Source organism: Streptomyces sp. NPDC025806, from assembly GCF_055558275.1.
In genome coordinates this window covers 61,029-79,162 of the sequence record NZ_JBVHMU010000007.1, presented here as the reverse complement: position 1 = coordinate 79,162, position 18,134 = coordinate 61,029, and the positions used below count along the sequence as shown (strand labels likewise).

Sequence of the window (18,134 nt, the reverse complement as noted above, 5' to 3'; positions counted from 1 at the left end):
CCCCCCACCGCCAGCACGGCCACGCCCGACACCAGACCAGGAGGCACCGGCATGACCGCCATCACGATCCAGCACACCCGCGCCCAGGGCACCCTGATCCACGGCTCCGAACCCGGCGACGGCATTCTGGAGCTCCTCAACCCCTGGGGCTTCCGCTACGCCCGCAGCGTCGGCTTCATCTACCTGCGCGGCTCCCGCGACCGGGCCGCCGACATGCGCCGGATCCGAGGCGCCAAGGCCGCCCTCGAAGGCAAGAACCACACCGTCACCCTCGACATCGACGAGACCGCCCGCCGCACCTTCCGCGAAGCCGAAGACGACCGGTACCGGCGAGCCGGCGACCGCGCCGTCCGCCTCGACGCCCGCGCCGACCGGCTGCAAGCCTCCTCCGACGAGAAGTGGCGGCGCGCCCTGCGCATCAACGCCAGCTACCAGGGCGAGCCCGTCAAGGTCGACCACTACTCCGCCCGCAAGCACATCCGCGACCTCGAACGCTCCCACGCCCTCTCCGGCCAGTCCGTGGCCGAGCAGCAGGAAGCCGACCGCACGCGCGACCTGGCCGACGCCGCCGCGACGTACGAGCAGGGCCGCAAGCGCCCCGGTACCACCCTCCGCCGCCTCGACCGGCTTCGCGCCGAACGGCGGCGCACCGAGCGCCACATGGACAAGGTCGTCGACACCGCCGCCGCAAGCGCGGAGGACGGCAACCCGCTCGACCCGCAGTACATCTACGACAGCCTCGTCCGCCTCGACGCCGACCACCACGACCTGTGCGACCAGATCGCCGAGTGGGAACAGCACCTCGCCGACGCCCAGGCCGACGGCGTCAAGATCTGGAGCCGCGACGACTTCACCGCCGGCGACTACGCGGCCATCGGCGACCGCTGGTACCTCGTCCTCCGCGTCAACGCCAAGACCGTGACCGTCCCGAAGTCGGTCGACTTCCGGGCCAAGGTCTACGACCGGACGAACCAGCTCGACACCCGCACCGGCACCCTCCCGTACGACAAGCTCACGGGCCGGATGAGCGGCGCCGACATGGCCGCCAAGCTCCAGACCGAAGGCCGGTAAGCCCCCGGAGCCTGCCCGGCAAACCCCACCCTCACCAGCCAAATAAACCGGGATAAAGAGGTTACCCCGAGGCTATTTGTCAATGATGAGGACGTAGCAACCACACCCCCAGCGCCCCGCCCCAGCCGGCGGGGCGCCCCCAGTCCTGCCCGCACGAAGGAGCACCCGATGAAGATCCCCGACGACATCCACGCGGTACTCACCGACCCCCGCACCGTCATCCGCGGCGACCGCGTCCAGATCCCCTTCGAGCTCGACCGCCCCCTGTACGAGCAGCTGAACCGCATCCTCAAGGATATCGGCGGACGCTGGGACGGACGCAGCGCCGTCCGTGCCCACGTCTTCCCCTTCCCCGCCGAACAGTTCATGCGGGCCTGCCTCGCCGCGGGGGAGTGGCCCTCGCGCACCGATCAGGGCTGGTTCCCGACCCCGCCCAAGGTCGTCTTCGACATGCTCGAACACGCCTCGATCCGCGTCGGGCACACCGTCCTCGAACCCTCGGCCGGAACCGGCAACCTCGCCCAGGCCGCCGCCGACCAGATGGGCATCGTCGACTGCGTCGAACTCGACGCCCGCCGCGTCCATGCACTCCGCGAACTCGGCATCGCCCGCAAGGTCCTCGCCGGCGACTTCCTCGACCTCGACCCGCTCGCCATCGACGAGCCGTACGACCGCGTGCTCATGAACCCGCCGTTCGCCAACGCCATCGCCCACGTCCTGCACGCCCTGAAGTTCATGCGCGACGGCGGAACCCTCGTCACCGTCCTCCCCGAGTCGATCACCTGGCACAGCGACCGCGCGGCCATCGAGTTCCGCGAGCTGATCGCCCTCGCTGAAGGGGAGTTGATCCCGCTGCCCGACGAAGCGTTCGCCCCGTCCGGCACCCGCGTCCGCACCGTCCTCCTCCGCCTCGATGGCGACCCCGACGGCCCGCTCCACACCCACGGCTGGCTCCAGCGCCAGCCCCACCAGCTCGACCTCTTCGCCATGGCCTGACCGGCCGCCCTCATCCAACCCACCCGCACGAAGGGAACCGTCATGACCAGCCCGACCCCGGAAGTCACCAAGCCCGAACTGTCCGCCGCCCTCCAGGCCGTCGGCGACATCCTGCTCACCCGCGCCCGCCTCGCCGGCACCGAAGGCGCGCACATCGACCGCAGGGTCTGCCTCCAGGTCGCGGCCGACATGCCGCTCAACCCCCGCTTCGACAGGAACGCCTGGGTGAAGGCGTGGACCGCCAGCCGCAACCGGGACAGCCTCACCCACGCCCACCGCAAGGCCCTCTACGCCCAGATGTGCAAGACGCTCGCCTACGAACTCGACCAGGAGGACGGCGAGATCTGGGAGGGCTACCGCACGCCCGCCGAACTCCGCAGGGCCGCCGCCCGCGCCCGCATCATCGACACCCGCGTCTGCATCGACGACATGCTCGGCCCCCTCGACGCCAAGGTCGACCCCGCCAACCTGTGGAACGGATGGGTCTCGCCCCACTTCACCCTCGACAACGTCCGCAAGCTCGCCAAGCAGACGCAGGACCTGCTCGACGAATGGGGCCCGGACGGCTTGGACACCGTCCACGTCATCGACGGCGGCGGCACCGACCGCGAGGGCAACCCGCTGGTCGTCGTCCTCCGCGTCTCCTGGACCTCCCTCGCAGACGGCGCGGGCAAGGAGTCCGCGAAGGTCATCGAGCCCGACCGCGAGGGCCGCTACTGCGTCGGCGGCTGGGAGTGGTGCTGGGGTTACGAAACCTGGCGGTGCGCCTGCGGGTCCGTCATGGACTGGCACGACATCGACTGCACCCGCTGCAAGCTGAACCGCGACAGCCAGCAGGAGCAGAAGGCCTGCGACTGCGGATGCGACCCCGCGCCGGGTGAGTACGGCGAGTATGACCTGGCCGGCCGCGAGAGCCAGGCCCACTGGATCCGCTGCGGACGCTTCCTCCGCTGGACCGAACTCGCAGGCAGCACCGCCGAGAAGGATGCCGCCACCGACGGCCAGGACGTGAAGGTCGTGCCCTGCTACGAGTGCGGCACCGGCAGCTACAACCACCTCGCCGCCGACGGCGACCGGAGCCGGCTGGTCTGCACCGAGTGCCGCGCGGCCATCGACAGGTACGAGGTCGAGGAGCAGCTGGACGAGGGGCAGCGCCTGGAGTGGCGCGACGGCGTGCTCGTCTACGTGGAGGATGCCTCCTGACCTGCGGTTTTCCTGACGATTTCTTGACCAAATTCATCGGTAAAGGGAGGTTGTCCCGAGAGTCTTGGTCAATGATGAATGTGTCACCAACCACCACCCCCAAGGAGTCCGACATGGCCACCACCACCGCCCTGATCGCCCCCGAGGCCATCGCCACGGCCGCCATCCTCACCGGCTACGGCCTCGTCGCCGGAGCCCGCGCGGACCTGATGGCCAACGGCCCTGAGCGCGAGTCCATGACCGCCTGCGCCCGCTGGGCCCACAAGCTGGCCCAGATGCTCGAACGCGGTGACGACCTCCCCCGCTGGCGCTTCAACTACTTCGCCCGCCAGCTCGACAACGAGATGACCTTCGCCGGGCCCAACCAGCTCGCGCCCCACGCCCAGCAGCTCATCGACACCCTCGCCGGCCGCGCCTGACCCCCACCCCGAACGCCACCGCCTGACGGCCTGGCAGCCAAGTCCGCCGGGGCAACCCAACTGCCCCGGCGGACTCGGCATGGACGCAGGCCTGACCCCCGAACGGACAGACCGAATGCCCTACATCTCCGTAGAGACCCGATCCATGGCGGCCTCCGGGCCCGCCCTCTCCACCTCCCCCGTCCGCGCCTACAAGCACGACGGCAGCGAACTGACCGTCATGGACTGGTTCTGCGGCGCCGGAGGCTCCACCCAGGGCGCCGACGCCGTCCCGAACGTCAAGGTCACCAGAGCGGCCAACCACTGGAAGCAGGCCATCGAGAGCCACGAGCGGAACTTCCCCGGCGTCGCCCACTACATCGGCGACATCCGCAAGGCCCCGGTCTGGGCCTGGCCGATCGCAGACGTCCACTGGGGCTCGCCGGAGTGCACCAAGTGGTCCATCGCCCAGGGAAAGAAGCGGTCGTTCGCCAAAGCCGTCCAAGGCGACCTCCTCGACCTGTACGCCGAGCTGGAAGCCGAGAAGTTCCAGACCGAGGACGAGCGCGACAACGGCCCCACCGAGGAAGAAGAGGCCAGCCGCGCCCTGATGGAAGAGATCCCGCTCTACCTGCGGGGCGTCATCGAACGCGGCGGACTCGTCAAGGCCGGCGTCGTCGAGAACGTGGTCGACGTCCGGCAGTGGCACGAGTGGGACCGCTGGGTGGCCGAGTTCCACAAGATGGGCTACCGGACCCGCCTGATCGCCCTGAACAGCATGCACGCGGACCCCCGCTCGGTACACCGGGCGCCACAGTCCCGCGACCGCCTGTACTTCGCCTACTGGCACAAGAGCCTCGGCCGCACCCCGAACTGGTCGAAGTGGCTGGACCCGCGCGCCTTCTGCACCGGCTGCGACGAGTGGGTGCAGGCCACCCAGTCGTGGCGGCGCCCCGGCGTCGACATGGGCCGGTACAAGACCCAGTACGACTACCGGTGCCCGAACACGAAGTGCGGCCACCAGATCGTCGAGCCCGAGACGCTCCCCGCGGCGGCCGCCATCGACTGGTCCATGCCCGGCACCCGGATCGGCGACCGCGCCAAGCCCCTCGCCGACAAGACGATGCGACGCATCCAGGCCGGCCTCGACAAGTTCGCCCGCCCGCTCATGGTCCCGACCGGCGGCACCTGGCGCGACGCGGCCAGCGACCTCCTCGACCCCATGCCCACCCGCACCACCCGCGAGAACGACGGCATCGCGATCCCGCCGCTCCTCGTCCCCTGCGACGGCCGCGAAGGCAAGAACGCCCGCTCGATCTACGGGCCGATGCAGACCCAGACCGCCAGGGCCGAAGCCGGGCTCGCCTGGCTCCCGTTCATCACCGAGATCCGGGGTGGCGGCAGCGACGTCCGCGCCGTCACCGACCCGCTCGCCACCGTTTGCGCCAGTGGCAACCATCACGGCCTGGCCGCCGTCCCCGTGCCGGGCATGATGATGCGGAACAACGGCTCGACCGGCGACGGCGGCGAGCACTGCACGAGCCTCGACGACCCGATGCGGACCCTCACCACCACCGGCCACCAGTCTCTCGTCACCTGGGAACCGTTCCTGGCCCCGTACTACGGCAACGGGACCCCGCGCCCCGTCAGCGACCCCGTCGGCGCCCTCTCCACCCGAGACCGCTTCGCGCTCGTCCAGGGCGAGGTCAACATCGAGGACGTCCTGTTCAGGATGCTCCAGCCGCACGAGATCCAGCGGGCAATGGCCTTCGCCGACGCCTACAAGGTCCTCGGCAGCAAGCGCGACCGCGTCCGCCAGCTCGGCAACGCGGTTACGCCCCCGGCCGCCGAGATCCTGATCTGCGCGCTCGCCGAGTGCATCACCGGCGAGGAGATCAGCCGCTACGACCTGGCCGCTTGACCTGCGGCTTCCATGCCGATTCTTTGACCAAATTCTCCAGTATAAGGGGGTAAACCTGAACGACTTGCTACATGATGAATGCACGACACACCAACCACCCGCCACGGAGCGACCGATGAACCAGGCCACCACCAACGCCACTCTCGCGGAGAAGGTCCAGGCCGGAGACGGCTTTCTCCTCACCTGGGAGGAAATGGAACTCCTCCTCCCCTGGCTCCGCGGCACCCGCACCGCGCAGGCCGAGCGCGACGAGAACTCCGAACCGCGCCAGGGTGCGGACCGCATCCTCCGCCTCTCCCACTGGCTCTACGGCGAGCCGGCGCAGTCCCGCGACACCTGCACCTGCCGCGGCTGAATCACCGCGGGGGCCGCGCTGGCGGCCCCCGCCCCACCTCACGAAAGGCCGACCATGACCGATCCCCGCAAGACTCCCGACCCCGTCACCGCCGCCCTCTCCCTCGCCGCCGACGACGCCCTCGATGCCGCCACCCGCACCCGTCAGGCCCTCCACCGCAACACCCTCGAATACGCCGCCCGCCTCATCCACGCCGCCCACCCCGACGCTGACGCCATCACCGTCGACCCCGAAGTCGGCGAACTCCGCGAAGTCCGCGACGGAAACGGGAACGCCCTCTACCGCACCCCGTTTACCAAGGACAGCCCGCTCAGCAACGGCATCGCCGACGACGTCAGCAGCCTGTTCCACCACTCGTTCCCCTTCGGCGGCCTCGACGGAATCGGCTGGGAGGCCGCGACCGGAGGCATTCCGTACCTGACGATTCAGCTCCCCGCCGGCGACAACGCCGCGCGCAGCACCGCAGCCTCCTCGTTCCCGACCCCGGTCGGCATGGTCACGATCGAGGCCGAGTACACGCCCGGCGGCACGTCCGCCTTCCAGATCACCGGCCCGAACCTCACCTACGCCCGCGAGCGGCGCGACCGCGTCCGAGCGGCCATCGTGAACAGCGGCCTCCAGTGGGGGCCGGGCCTCATGAAGTTCGCCGCCCACTGGACGGTCGTCCGAACCGGCTCCAGCGCAGACCTCGCCATCGCCTGCACCGCCCTCGCCGCCGCCGGGATCATCGACCCGGCCGCCCTTAACGGCGTGGCCCTGATCGGCGAACTCGGGCTCGACGGCCGCGTGCACCCCGTCCGGGACATCCTCGACCTCGCCCGCACCGCCAAGGACGCCGGGTGCTCCACGGTCATCGTGGCCGCCGCCGACGTCGACCAGGTCCGCCAGGACCCCGACATCACCCCGATCGGCGTCCAGGACCTCGGCGCCGCGCTCACCTCCCTCAAGGGCATGCACGCGACCCCCGCCGGGACGCCGGGGGAGGACGTCGGACAGTGCGCCCAGTGCGACCGCACCCTCATCTGGGACCGCACCGGCAAGCGCCTCCACGACGAGTACGGCGAGTACCTCTGCTACGCCCCCCGCCGGATCGGCAAGGCGGTCCACGTCCTGGGCGAGTAGCGGCCGGCGGGCCGGGCGGCACACGTCGCCCGGCCCGACCCTGCCCTGTCACCCCAACCCCCGGAAGGACACCGCACCATGGACCACACGCCCAACCCCGCCCCCCGCCCCGCCGGTGCGGACGCACCCCGGCGAGCGGCCAGCATCTCCTGCACCGCCAGCGGCATCTTCACCGTGCGCGCCGAGTGCGATCCCGCCCGCGATCCCGCCTTCACGCTCGACGGCTGGTTCCGGAACGCCCGCGCAGCCGGCGACCGAATCCTTTCCGCCATCGCGAACAGCGGACTCGAGGCCCCCGGCCGCGTGCACATCGAAGCCCGCTGGACGGCAGTACGCATCGGCGCCAGCTCGGACCTCGCCATCGCCTGCGCCACCATCGCCGCCGCGGGACGCATCCCGGCCACCGGCCTCACCGATGTCGTGCTCCTCGGCGAACTCGGCCCCGACGGACGGCTCTCCGCCACCCGCGACACCGTCGAACTCGCCAGCATCGCCCGCACCTACGGGTGCTCAGAGTGCATCGTCCCCGTCGACGCCGTCGACGAGATCGGCCAGGACGGCCCCGCCAGCCTCGTCGGCGTCCCCAACCTCACCACCGCCCTGGCGGCCCTCCCCGAGATCACCCGCCACGCCTGACATCCCCCCGCACCGCGGGCCGCCGACAACAGCGGCCCGCCCGACCAGGAAGGACGCCCGATGGCCTGGGTGATGCGCCCCCTTCGACTCCCCGACAGCCACCTGCCGCACGGCCTCCGCGACGGACAGCCCGCCTGCCGGGCCTGCGCCACCGACTGGCCCTGCGAGACCGCGGGGGAGTTCCTCAGCCCCGGCCGCTGCGCCTGCGGGGCGGCCACCTGGCGGGACAAGACGACCATCCGGCACTGGCACCTCGGCCCCCGCTGCTACACCGACGCCGACGTCGTCCGCTGGCAGGCCGCCGAACTCCGCGAGGCCCGCCCCGTGCACTACCCGCCCAGCCACTTCTACCCGCCGAAGCCGCCCCGGCCCGTGCGCCAGCGCCCGCCCTACCGGCACACCCCGGCCGGACCCGGCGACGTGAACCTCGGAACGTGGGTCTGGGCCCGCCCTGGAGCACTCCACGCCGGATGGGGCGACATTCACCGGCTGGCCATGGTCACCGCCCTCGGCACCCCGGCGTGCGACGTCTGGCTGCACGACGACGGCACCGTCCACCGCGTCCGCGCCGACCGCCTCGTCCTCGACAGATCCGGCAGCCGGCGCGGCGGGCCCGAGCCCGAGTGGGCCAGGTGGACGGTCGCACATCACCTCGATCGCCAGACCGCCCGGCTCGCCCCCGACGAGACCCGGCAAGGCAGCCTGTTCGACGCCCTGACCTGCGCAAACTTGCCGATCTCTTGACCAAATAATCCGGCATATGAGGTTAATCCCGAGCGGCTTGTCACATGATGAATGCACGACATCAACCACCCACCACGGAGGACGCCATGACCGCCACCACCACCAAGGCCGCCAAGAAGGCCGCCCCCAAGGCGACCGCAGACGCCAAGGCCGCGCTGGCGAAGAAGCCGACCGTCCGGAAGACCGCGGCGAAGAAGACGGCGGCCAAGAAGGCGGCCTCCACCACCACCGGCAGCAAGCTCCGCGGCGGCCTCGCCGACGCCGAGCCGACCCAGCTCAAGACCGCCCTCAAGACCATCCCCACCGACCGCATCGACCGCGACGAGAACCAGCCCCGCGAAGTCTTCGACCCCGAAGCCCTCCAGGAACTCGCCGACAGCCTGAGGGAAGTCGGCCAGCAGCAGGCCATCACCGTCCGGTACCTCCCCGGCAGTCGGCGCTACATGGTCATCAGCGGCGAACGCCGGTGGCGAGCCGCCCAGATGGCTGGGCTCACCGAGATGCACGCCATGGTCGTCCACGGCCTCGAAGGCGGCGCCGAAACCCTGGGGACCTTCTCCCGGTCGGTCGCCGAAAACCTCGGCCGCGCCGACATGACCCCTATGGAAGAAGCGCGGGCCTTCCAGAAGCTCGTGGACTTCGGCCTCACCCCCGACGAAGTCGCCAAGCGCGTCGGCAAGAGCTGGAATCACGTCGACAACCGGCTCCAGCTCCTCAAGCTCGTCCCCGCCGTCCAGGAGGCCCTCCTCAAGGGGCACCTGCCGGTCGGCCTCGCCTGGTACGCCGCCCAGATCAGCCCCGCCAACCAGAACGCGTTCATCGCCCGCTGGAGCCGAGGGGAGTTCAACACCATCCGTGATGCAGAGCAGTTCGCCCAGCGCGTGCGCGCCGAAGAGGAGAACGCGGCCAGCCAGAGCGTCATGTTCGTCCTCGCCGAAGAGGTCGCCGACCCGGCCAAGGTCAACGAGAGCATGTTCCCCGAGCTCGACTCGGTCGACGTCGACCGGCGCGAGAAGATCGTGAGCGACCGCAACAAGCTCGTCGGCAAGATCGGCAAGCTCGGCGCGGCCGGCGAGATCCTCCAGGAGATCGCCTCCATGGACCCCGACGAGCTCGCGCTGCTCCTGGCGGGCGCGCACGGCGGGATTCCCGGCAACCGGATGCGCGTCGACCACCTGCGGCAGGTCGCCACGAAGGCATCCCAGAACCTGGCCAAGGCCGCCACTGCCGCCACCGTCCGCGCGGGCGCCCTCCGGGTCGCTCCCGACGCCGAGGCCACCAACACCACCGAGGCGTAGCCCCGGCCGCCCAGGGGTCCGCACAGCCGGACCCCTGGGCCAAATTCGCCGGGATAACGAGGTTGAACCCGGCGGGTTGGTCAATGAATGAAAATGGACAATCCCACCCCCACCGAAAGAGAGCGCACCCGATGATCGACATCCGCAAGCTCGACCTGACGGCCCCCGAAGAGCCCGCCGAACGCGTCGAGGTCGCACAGCCGTTGAAGCTGGCCACCACCCGCTACCAGTGGTGGAGGCCCGCCAGTGGATACCTCCCGGTCGGCATCACGGTCGGCCGGCCTCGCTTCTTCCGCGCGGACTACTTCGCCATCAACGCCCTCGCCCCGTACGAGCTGATGCGCGGCGCGCTCAAGGGCGTCGACAACATCGAGATCGAGCGGAAGGTGTACCGCGAACGCCTCCGCGTGTACGAGCCCCAGATCCTCGACGCCTTCAACCACCTGGCGCACGAGCACCCGGACACCCCGGCGGCCCTCATGTGCTTCGAAGACGTCCTCGGCAAGGACGGCCCGAACGGCTGCCACCGGCGCTGGTTCGCGGGATGGGCGGCCGAGCGGTGGGGCTGGGACATCCCCGAACTCCCCGCCCCCATGGGTGTGGCCCCGAGCCAGCCCCGCAGGCCCAAGCCGCCGACGCCCGAGCCCCTGTTCTGACGAGCCGGCCGAGCGCCGGGGAGGCACAACCTCCTTGGCGCTCCGCCAGCTCGCGGCACGGGTGCCGACCGGAGCGACCGAGCACCCCTCTTCACGTCAGGTGCCCATGACCATCTGGGAGTCATCAGGGGCCGCCCAGAGCGCCGTTGGGTGCCCCGCGAAAGGTGCTAATGTCCTGACTTGCCGTCACGGGCGCCCGCGAGCAGCTCGATTGGATGGAGCACCGTCTCTCGAAGGCGGAGGTTGGAGGTTCGAGTCCTCCCTCGCGGTCAAGCAGCACGAGCCCCCACCGCCGCGGTGGGGGCTCGTTGACTGAAAGCATCCCGAACGGTGGGGCCGTTTCGGCAAGCTTGTCGAATGAACGCTTCACCCATCAAGCGCGCCCAGCGCATTGCGGTGGCCGAGGCCGTCGCCATGGCCGTGCTGGTCTTGGCCGGTGCGCTCGTCTGGACATCCACCCTCCCTGCCAAGTACGGCGGCCTCGTGCTGCTTGGTTGGATCGGCCTTGGGGGCTGGCTGCTCGGGAACTGGTCCTCGATGACGATCCCGCGTGGCCTCCGCGATCGCGCTCGTATTGGGATCAGTCGCTGGAGCACTCAGGGCACCCCCCACTACTTTCGCGAGGATGCCTTGGGGAGTATGCGCATCCACAGGGCCCGTAGGGAGCTGGACGAGATGCAGCGGTCCTTGACGATGGCGTACCTGATGGTCTCCGTCCTGGTGGTCACCGTTGCCGGCGTGTACGACATCCTGGCCAGCATCGATAGCCACGGGCGGCTAGGGCCCCAAGATGTACCCGCCGTCCTCGGCGTTGGACTGGGCGGCCCGGCGCTGATCGCTACTTTGGTAGCCGTGATCCCCCGCATCCTGCGTGCGTGGGGCGCCAAGACGAAGGACTCGGGGAGCAACGAAGCAGACGTCATCAGAGCCACGAAGGAGGGGGAAGCAGCCATCATCAGGGCGCAGGCCGAACTCAAGCGGCAAGAGGCCGAGTTCCTCCGAGCAGAGAAGGGCCTGCCACCGTTGCCGGTCGCTCCCGACGAGCCGCCCACCGGCGATACCGCACCTGACGCCGCCGCGGCTCTGCCGTCGGCGCGGCGTAACGGCAGTGCCCCCAACGCATTGCCCGAGATCCCTCGGCCCTGAATGCGCCAACCCGACCCCGCTTGGTCACACCGAGCGGGGCCGGCGCCGTTTCGGTGATCAGCCCTGCGGCTACCCTGTGCCCCCGAACGCTGCTGGTTGTGGGCCGGGCGAACCCCTCACCCATGGGATCGCCATGCCCGCAGGATTCGCACAGCCCGGCGTGCTCTTCGCCGGCAACAGCTCCGCGCCCGACCGGGCCTTCTACCGGCAGGTCTTCAACAAGCTCCCGCGCGACAAGTACACGAGGTACGTCGAAGTCGGTGTCGGCTCGTTCGCCGCGGCCCTCGTCGCCGCCAACGCGGGCATCCCACCGTCGACCATGGAGACCAGCGACGTCACGCTCTACACGTCGATCCTCGGCACGTGCGTCGCCGGCGGCGACCTGGAGAGCCTGGAGATGACGCTCGACGGCGAGCCCGTCGAGCTGATCGGTTCCACGCTCGCCGAGCAGGCCGCGCACCTGATGTACGTCCACTGGCTCGCCCGCATGCAGGCCAAGGGCGAGGCCGACTACTGGAACAACCTCGTCACCGACATGGTCGAGCGCGAGGCCGAGCACAAGAAGCGGCTCGTCGACTCCATCGAATCGATCGCCACCCGCCTGCAGGGCGTCCAGTTCACGCCCAAGTGCATGTGGGATCACATCCGGGAGGTCGAGGACGACCCCGGAACGATCGTGATTGCAGCGCCCCCGACCTACCGCGCCGGCTTCGAGAAATTCTTTGATACCGGCGGTCGGGTCGAGTGGGCGACGCCCCCGTACAGCATTTTCGACCCCGAGGTCGACATGCAGCGCCTCGCTGATCACATGCGGGACAAGAACGCGCTGCTCATGTTCCTCCAGGAGGAGCGCTCCGGGATCGCCGCACACGAGACCCCGGTGTTCGCGCACCCGCTCGGCGACGTCGCCCGCGCCTTCGTCATCTCGAACCGGCCCGACGAGATCTTCGCGCTGACCGGCGGACCCAAGATCGCGCTCGGCGCCTCCCGCTCGTACGCGCCGACCCCGCACCCGATCATCCCGCCCGACCACGAGATCACCGACCAGTCGACGATCCAGGTCGTGCCGGCGAAGGGCACGGAGGCCGACTACTACCGCGACCTGTGGATGCACCGACTCGCCGCGGCCCCCGGCTCGTACAACATGCTCGTCGTCATCGACGGCTACGCGGCCGGCGTCATCGGCTACGGCGCCGAAACGATGACCCGCCCGTACCCGGGCGCCACGAAGTACACGACGCACCTCCTGATGCGGTTTGCTTTCGGCGCCCCGCACGCCACGTACCGGCTGACCCGCCTCGCGACGATGCTCGCGCTGCGCCGCGACACCGCCAAGTTGGTGTTCACCGGCGCCTCGGAGATCCTCCTCGCCGCGTCGAACGGCCTGGTCACCGTCGAGTACACCCGCCACCCCGAAGCCAAGGGCCTCCGCGGCCTGATGGAGCTGGAGTCCAGGGCCAAGCACCCGGACGGCTACAAGCTGTCCTACCGCGCCGACTGGACGCACACCGACCTGCCCACCACCCTCACCAACTTCCTCAGCAAGGAGCAGTCATGGCGCGCAAGCCGCAGCAAGGCGAAGAAGAAGTGACCGCGCCCGAGCCCACCAGCACGGATCACACCGCGGTGGAGGCCCCCGCCGGAGAGGCGACGGCCCTCGAGGACGCGGCCCCGGCCGCACCTGACACGGCCGGCGCCCCCGACCCCGGCCCGACCGACGCACCCTGGTCCACGGCCCAGCCGCCGCAGGACGTCATGCAGATCGGCGAGGACCTGTTCATCCGCTGGGTCGACGTCACGTCGCTCCGCGAACAGGACATCAACGCGCAGGTCATGCAGCCCCGCCACTTCGAGCGGCTCACCGGCAACATCCGCAAGCGCGGCATGCTGGAGTCGCTGCCCTACTGCCACCAGCCCGGCGGCACCGGCCCCATCGAAGTCATCTCCGGGCACCACCGCTCCCGCGCCGCACGCTCCGCCGGCCTCCAGCGCATCCCCGCGATCATCGACACCCGCACGATGCGCCGCTCCGAAGTCATCGCCAAGCAGATCGCCCACAACGAACTCCACGGCGACCCCGACAAGGACGTCCTCGCCCAGCTCGTCTCGATGATCGACAACGTCGACGACCTCATCGCCACCGGCCTCGACGAAGACCAGCTCCCCACCGTCGAACCCGACGACACGAAGCTCGCCATCCCGCACGGCGAATTCGACTGGCGCGCCGCAACGCTCATGTTCCTCCCGCACCAGATGGACGACTTCAAAGACGCCATCACCGCCATCGCCAACGGCACCGACCTCGTAGGCATCGCCCCCGTCGAGCAGTTCGAAGAGTTCGCCTCCGCCGTATACGCCTTCGGCCGCTCCAAGGACGTCCGCAACTTCACCACGATGATCGCCCTCCTCACCGACATCGCCCGCCGCGAAGTCGACCAAGCCGCCAAGGAAGCAGCCGAGCAGCAGGACGCGGCCACCACCTGACCCCCGCACCAGGGCCCGCGAAGCACCCACCTCGCGCACGCTTCGCGGGCCCCGCGCACACCCCTCGGGACCGTGATCACCATGAGCGACCGCATCACCCTCGACCCCACACTCGACCCCTGGGACCGACAGCCCGGAGAGTCCGCCAAACGCCACGCACGCTTCATCGCCTTCCGAGATCTGGGCCTCACACGCAACCTTGCAAAAGCGTCAGACGGCCTCGCACTTTCGTACAGCCATGTACGGGCCATGGCAGCCGAGTTCCGGTGGCAAGACCGCGCCGCTGCCTGGGACGCCCACCAGCAGCGCCAGTACAGCGCTGAGCTGGAGGAAGAGCGCCGCAAGGCGGCCCGCGACGACGCGAAGATCCTCCGCATCATGACCGGCATGATCGGCGCCGCGCTGCCCAACGTGCAGCAGCAGGCGGGGGAGATGTCGATCGGCGAGTTCACGAAGTTCGTGGAGACGACGATGCGGTTGCGCCGGAACCTCCTCGGCGACCCGACGGAGACGATCGCGGTCACCGGGCCGGGCGGGGACCCGCTCACGGTGCAGGTGCAGGAGTTCGCGGACATGCCGCCGGAGCAGCGGCGCGTACGCCTCGCCGAGCTCGCGGCGACGGTGGCCCGCCGTGCGCGGGCCATGGACGGCGCTGACGACGAGGACGAGGGGGAGGAGACGTACGAGCCGGCCGACGACGAGGACGACCAGGACGAGCCCGTGCAGGCTTCGGATGAGGGCAGCGAGGAGCAGTGACGACGGCCCCCGCCTTCGGTGAGCTGGACCACCTCGACGACGCGGAGGTGTACCGGCAGCTCCAGGCCGCGAAGAGGGCCGCGGCCCGCGATCTGCTGCGGGACCCGGCGACGCTCGCGCGCGGCCTCGACCCCGGCTACCGGATGCGGCCGCACCTGAAGGTCATCAGCGACGCGCTGGTGGGCCTGGAGCGCAGCGATTACAACTTCCTGCTCGTGATCACCCCGGCGCAGGTCGGTAAGTCGACCACCGTCGCGGAATGGTTCCCGTTCTGGTGGCTGTGCCTGCACGGCGAGGACCGGGCCGCAGTCACCTCGTACTCGGATGACCTGGCGCAGCGGCGCGGCAAGACGATCCGCCGGTACATCAACGAGTTCGGCGGCGAGTACGGCCTGTCGCTGCTGCCCGGTTCGGAGGCGGCGCAGGACTACGACACGAACCAGGGCGGCGGCGTCCGCTCCGTGTCGCTGGGGGCGGGGCTCACCGGCTTCGACGTCAATCTCCTCGTCGTCGACGACCCGCACAAGGACCGGGCGGAGGCCGAGTCGAAGAAGATGCGGGAGAAGGTTCACGACTGGTGGTCGTCGGCCGCCCTGAAGCGTCTCCAGCCCGATCGCCACGCGGTGGTGGCCATCCAGACCAGGTGGCATCCCGACGACTTCGCAGGACGCCGGCTCGCGGAAGACGGCCGTATCGAGGAGGGCGGCAAGTGGAAGGTCGTCCATCTCCCGGCGATCGCCAATCCCAGCAAGTTCGGGCCGGATCCGCTCGGCCGGCGGGACGGGGACCCGCTGCCGCACCCGAAGATCCCGACCCGGAACCGGCGCGCCCTGAAGGCGTGGTGGGCTGCCGACAAGGCCGGGTCCAGCGTCCGTGACTGGCACGCCCTGTCGCAGGGCGACCCGCAGCCGTCCGAGGGCGCGCTCGTCTCCCGCGACCTGCTCCGCTCGATCCGCGACGGGATCACCGTCGTCGAGCCGCAGCGCATCGCCGTCTCGATCGACCCGTCCGGCGGCGGCCGGGACACCGCGGGCGTCATCGGCGGGTTCCTCGGCGCCGACAACCGGGTGTGGATCACGCACGACAAGACGAAGGCCATGTCGTCGGCCGAGTGGTCCCGCACGGCGTGCATGCTGGCGCACGAGACGAACGCGGGCGTCATCTACGTGGAGTGGAACTTCGGCCGCGACATGTGCACCCTCGCCATCGGCACCGCCTGGCAGGCCTTGCAGGACGAGGGCCGCATCCCCAAGGGCAAGCTGATGCCGCTCATCGACCCGGTCAGCGCGAAGCAGGGCAAGCTGCTCAGGGCGGAGCCGATCGCGCAGCAGATGGTCGAGGACCGGGTGCGTCTGCGCGGCTCGTTCGTCGACCTGGAGAACGAGTGGGCGACGTGGATGCCGACGGACTCGGACAGTCCCGGCCGTATCGACGCGTCCTGTGTCCTCGTCTACGGCCTGATCCCCGAGATCAACAAGGGTGCGATCGTGCACGCCCCGCTCCCGACCGCGCCGCAGCCCGGCCAGTACGGGCGCAGCGCGCCGGCGAGCGCCGCAGCAGCCACGTACGGGCGCCGGATCGGTAAGTGAGCTGCGAGACTGGAGCCATGAATTCCCCGACCGCCGAGGCGGCGATCCGCGCGTACCTGGACGGCAACGAGCGGGCCCGGTACGCGGCCATGCACGATGCCGAGTACGCCGCCGCCTGCCACACGCTGCGCACGGTCCTCGGCCACGTCGACGAGGCGATGGAGGCCGAGGGACTACCAGAGGACACGCGACGCCGGATCATGGACAGCGTCGTGCCCGACTGCCTCGACCGCACGCGCGTGGAGCAGTCCCAGCACCTCATGCAGCAGCTCGGCATGCCGACGATCTGAGCCCCGGCGCGTGACCGTGGGCCGGCGCGTGACTACCGGTCGATCTCGTCGGGGCCCGCACCCGGATCGTCAGCGTCGGGGTCCGCGCCGAGATCTTCAGCGTCGGAGCTGATTTCGTAGGCATCGTCTGGATCAGACTCCACAGGTTCAGCAAACCCGACGATGTCACCAGCGCGAAGGTCTCCGAGTCTCTCCAACATCCGCTCCACCGTGGTGCGCCCCGATTCCTCGAGAACCGCGGAGGCGAGGTGCGTGATGTTGCTGAGCGCCGAGAGCCGGTGGATGGGGCGTTCCTGGCTCTCCAGGGCCGGCGGGAAGTCGGGCATGTCCGGGAACTCGTCGGCCGTGAAGCCACGCGGCGCGAACGTACGGAGAATGGTGGGGCGCGCCTCGGCATGCGTCGTGCTGAACAGGATCCGCGTCTCCCACACCGCTCCTGCCGGCGCGATGCTGGTGGAGCCGATCCCCCCAGGGGCGGGTTTGATGAAGACGTAGCCCGTGAGGAGCCAGCTGACCGTGGCAGCGCACCACACGTGATCACCGATGCTGTGAGCCTCGACCTCGCGCACCGAGTTGAACTTGATCTGAGGAGGGTGCGCCCACCGATTCGCAACCACTGTCTGCAAGGCGCCTGCCTGGACTTCTTCCGCGCTGAAGGCGCCAGTGCGTGACGTGGTGCACTCGAAAGAGGGGTGCACTCTTCCTCGCCTTCGCCCGTTGAGGCGCACTGCTTCCCGCTGGACAACTCCGGCGGTGTCCGGTGTCTGAAGGGTCAGCTCGGCCACCCCCTCATCGACCGTTACAGGGGTGGCGTACCGATCGATGACCTCGATGAACTTCGTGAGATGAACGAAGTTGCTAAGGCCCCTGACGTCCTCGTCCATCGGAAACGCGTAAGACCTACCGTCGCCAAAGTCCCTGGTGTTGGCGCTCACGAACACGACCGTTTCGTCCGGATGGTCGGCGGCGTACTCAACCGCAGTCAGCCAGATCGCTGCGTCCCGGCAACCGGTCTTGAACGCGCCGCTGTTCGTCTCGACCTGCTTGCACGGCAGGAGCACGTTGGCCTCACGATGTACCGCCTGCCTCAGTGCCCGCTCGCTCGTCTCGATGACGTCGACGATCTCGCCATACCGCATCCGCCAGTGCTGATGAAGGGCATCAAGGTCCAAGGCCGGGGGCGCTACCGGCTCCTGCCATGGAGACGACCGCGCGAGGCTCTTCAGGAGGTCAGTCACCTGCTCGTGCTTCTGCCGGTGTGGCAGAGCACGGTGCGAGGTCAGCTCCTCCATCACCACAGAGGGAACAGCCACAGAGTCGCCACCAGACGTGCGAATGGTCTTGAGCAAGTCACTGCTCGTGCTGTTGAGGCTGAACTTCTCCAGGATGCTTGTGTCCAGGATGATCAACGTGGCCCCCTCGCCATTCTTGCCAGAAGGCAAGAATGGCAGTGCGTTTGACGGAACGCA

18 protein-coding genes and 1 tRNA gene are annotated in these 18,134 nt (G+C 69.7%); 18 read left to right on the top strand and 1 reads right to left on the bottom strand.

Features of this window, described 5'->3' with window-relative positions; translation table 11 throughout:
* Positions 1–51: 51 nt before the first annotated feature.
* The 18 genes from ACZ4E1_RS17865 (at position 52) to ACZ4E1_RS17780 (ending at position 16,665) form a co-directional block, all read left to right on the top strand.
* Positions 52–1,071 (top strand): DUF3560 domain-containing protein, encoded by a 1,020-nt coding sequence (locus ACZ4E1_RS17865; RefSeq protein ID WP_467540124.1) that lies wholly within the window; start codon positions 52–54, stop codon positions 1,069–1,071.
* A gap of 168 nt (positions 1,072–1,239) precedes the next feature.
* Entirely contained in the window at positions 1,240–2,067 is an 828-nt protein-coding gene (locus ACZ4E1_RS17860) for a methyltransferase (protein ID WP_467540121.1), read from the top strand.
* 42 nt (positions 2,068–2,109) lie between these two features.
* Positions 2,110–3,270, top strand: a complete 1,161-nt coding sequence (locus tag ACZ4E1_RS17855) for a hypothetical protein (RefSeq protein ID WP_467540119.1) — start codon at positions 2,110–2,112, stop codon at positions 3,268–3,270.
* Between the two features lie 113 nt (positions 3,271–3,383).
* On the top strand, positions 3,384–3,689 hold the full coding sequence (locus tag ACZ4E1_RS17850) for a hypothetical protein (protein WP_467540116.1): 306 nt from the start codon (positions 3,384–3,386) through the stop codon (positions 3,687–3,689).
* A 115-nt stretch (positions 3,690–3,804) separates the two neighbouring features.
* On the top strand, positions 3,805–5,589 hold the full coding sequence (locus ACZ4E1_RS17845) for a DNA cytosine methyltransferase (protein WP_467540113.1): 1,785 nt from the start codon (positions 3,805–3,807) through the stop codon (positions 5,587–5,589).
* 115 nt (positions 5,590–5,704) lie between these two features.
* Positions 5,705–5,944 carry a hypothetical protein gene (locus ACZ4E1_RS17840; protein WP_467540111.1) on the top strand — a complete coding sequence of 80 codons (240 nt, stop codon included), beginning with the start codon at positions 5,705–5,707 and terminating at the stop codon, positions 5,942–5,944.
* A gap of 54 nt (positions 5,945–5,998) precedes the next feature.
* Entirely contained in the window at positions 5,999–7,066 is a 1,068-nt protein-coding gene (locus ACZ4E1_RS17835) for a magnesium chelatase domain-containing protein (protein ID WP_467540109.1), read from the top strand.
* A gap of 78 nt (positions 7,067–7,144) precedes the next feature.
* Positions 7,145–7,702, top strand: coding sequence for a magnesium chelatase domain-containing protein (locus tag ACZ4E1_RS17830; protein ID WP_467540107.1), 558 nt, complete (start codon positions 7,145–7,147; stop codon positions 7,700–7,702).
* A 60-nt stretch (positions 7,703–7,762) separates the two neighbouring features.
* Positions 7,763–8,446, top strand: a complete 684-nt coding sequence (locus ACZ4E1_RS17825; RefSeq protein WP_467540104.1) for a hypothetical protein — start codon at positions 7,763–7,765, stop codon at positions 8,444–8,446.
* A gap of 86 nt (positions 8,447–8,532) precedes the next feature.
* Positions 8,533–9,744, top strand: a complete 1,212-nt coding sequence (locus ACZ4E1_RS17820) for a ParB/RepB/Spo0J family partition protein (protein ID WP_467540102.1) — start codon at positions 8,533–8,535, stop codon at positions 9,742–9,744.
* Between the two features lie 131 nt (positions 9,745–9,875).
* Positions 9,876–10,400: a hypothetical protein gene (locus ACZ4E1_RS17815; RefSeq protein WP_467540098.1), complete on the top strand. Its 525-nt coding sequence runs from the start codon at positions 9,876–9,878 to the stop codon at positions 10,398–10,400.
* 196 nt (positions 10,401–10,596) lie between these two features.
* Positions 10,597–10,670: transfer RNA gene (locus tag ACZ4E1_RS17810), tRNA-Arg, on the top strand.
* An 87-nt stretch (positions 10,671–10,757) separates the two neighbouring features.
* Positions 10,758–11,546, top strand: coding sequence for a hypothetical protein (locus ACZ4E1_RS17805; protein ID WP_467540096.1), 789 nt, complete (start codon positions 10,758–10,760; stop codon positions 11,544–11,546).
* Positions 11,547–11,679: 133 nt separating this feature from the next.
* Positions 11,680–13,137: a putative antirestriction adenine methyltransferase gene (locus ACZ4E1_RS17800; protein WP_467540094.1), complete on the top strand. Its 1,458-nt coding sequence runs from the start codon at positions 11,680–11,682 to the stop codon at positions 13,135–13,137.
* Complete coding sequence (locus ACZ4E1_RS17795; protein ID WP_467540092.1) at positions 13,101–14,030, top strand: ParB N-terminal domain-containing protein; 930 nt, start codon at positions 13,101–13,103, stop codon at positions 14,028–14,030. Before ACZ4E1_RS17800 ends, ACZ4E1_RS17795 begins: the two co-directional genes overlap by 37 nt.
* A gap of 249 nt (positions 14,031–14,279) precedes the next feature.
* Positions 14,280–14,786 (top strand): hypothetical protein, encoded by a 507-nt coding sequence (locus ACZ4E1_RS17790; protein ID WP_467540089.1) that lies wholly within the window; start codon positions 14,280–14,282, stop codon positions 14,784–14,786.
* Positions 14,783–16,375: a terminase large subunit domain-containing protein gene (locus tag ACZ4E1_RS17785; protein WP_467540086.1), complete on the top strand. Its 1,593-nt coding sequence runs from the start codon at positions 14,783–14,785 to the stop codon at positions 16,373–16,375. Before ACZ4E1_RS17790 ends, ACZ4E1_RS17785 begins: the two co-directional genes overlap by 4 nt.
* 17 nt (positions 16,376–16,392) lie before the next feature.
* Positions 16,393–16,665 (top strand): hypothetical protein, encoded by a 273-nt coding sequence (locus ACZ4E1_RS17780; protein WP_467540084.1) that lies wholly within the window; start codon positions 16,393–16,395, stop codon positions 16,663–16,665.
* A 32-nt stretch (positions 16,666–16,697) separates the two neighbouring features.
* On the opposite strand, the gene ACZ4E1_RS17775 is transcribed toward ACZ4E1_RS17780, so the two are convergent.
* Complete coding sequence (locus tag ACZ4E1_RS17775; protein WP_467540082.1) at positions 16,698–18,074, bottom strand: PIN domain-containing protein; 1,377 nt, start codon at positions 18,072–18,074, stop codon at positions 16,698–16,700.
* Positions 18,075–18,134: the final 60 nt, after the last annotated feature.

Coding starts and splice junctions, on each gene's coding strand:
- ACZ4E1_RS17795 (WP_467540092.1), top strand. CDS start 13,101: ATGGCGCGCAAGCCGCAGCAAGGCGAAGAAGAAGTGACCGCGCCCGAG.
- ACZ4E1_RS17780 (WP_467540084.1), top strand. CDS start 16,393: ATGAATTCCCCGACCGCCGAGGCGGCGATCCGCGCGTACCTGGACGGC.
- ACZ4E1_RS17815 (WP_467540098.1), top strand. CDS start 9,876: ATGATCGACATCCGCAAGCTCGACCTGACGGCCCCCGAAGAGCCCGCC.
- ACZ4E1_RS17800 (WP_467540094.1), top strand. CDS start 11,680: ATGCCCGCAGGATTCGCACAGCCCGGCGTGCTCTTCGCCGGCAACAGC.
- ACZ4E1_RS17805 (WP_467540096.1), top strand. CDS start 10,758: ATGAACGCTTCACCCATCAAGCGCGCCCAGCGCATTGCGGTGGCCGAG.
- ACZ4E1_RS17840 (WP_467540111.1), top strand. CDS start 5,705: ATGAACCAGGCCACCACCAACGCCACTCTCGCGGAGAAGGTCCAGGCC.
- ACZ4E1_RS17865 (WP_467540124.1), top strand. CDS start 52: ATGACCGCCATCACGATCCAGCACACCCGCGCCCAGGGCACCCTGATC.
- ACZ4E1_RS17850 (WP_467540116.1), top strand. CDS start 3,384: ATGGCCACCACCACCGCCCTGATCGCCCCCGAGGCCATCGCCACGGCC.
- ACZ4E1_RS17835 (WP_467540109.1), top strand. CDS start 5,999: ATGACCGATCCCCGCAAGACTCCCGACCCCGTCACCGCCGCCCTCTCC.
- ACZ4E1_RS17820 (WP_467540102.1), top strand. CDS start 8,533: ATGACCGCCACCACCACCAAGGCCGCCAAGAAGGCCGCCCCCAAGGCG.
- ACZ4E1_RS17790 (WP_467540089.1), top strand. CDS start 14,280: ATGGCAGCCGAGTTCCGGTGGCAAGACCGCGCCGCTGCCTGGGACGCC.
- ACZ4E1_RS17830 (WP_467540107.1), top strand. CDS start 7,145: ATGGACCACACGCCCAACCCCGCCCCCCGCCCCGCCGGTGCGGACGCA.
- ACZ4E1_RS17825 (WP_467540104.1), top strand. CDS start 7,763: ATGGCCTGGGTGATGCGCCCCCTTCGACTCCCCGACAGCCACCTGCCG.
- ACZ4E1_RS17860 (WP_467540121.1), top strand. CDS start 1,240: ATGAAGATCCCCGACGACATCCACGCGGTACTCACCGACCCCCGCACC.
- ACZ4E1_RS17855 (WP_467540119.1), top strand. CDS start 2,110: ATGACCAGCCCGACCCCGGAAGTCACCAAGCCCGAACTGTCCGCCGCC.
- ACZ4E1_RS17845 (WP_467540113.1), top strand. CDS start 3,805: ATGCCCTACATCTCCGTAGAGACCCGATCCATGGCGGCCTCCGGGCCC.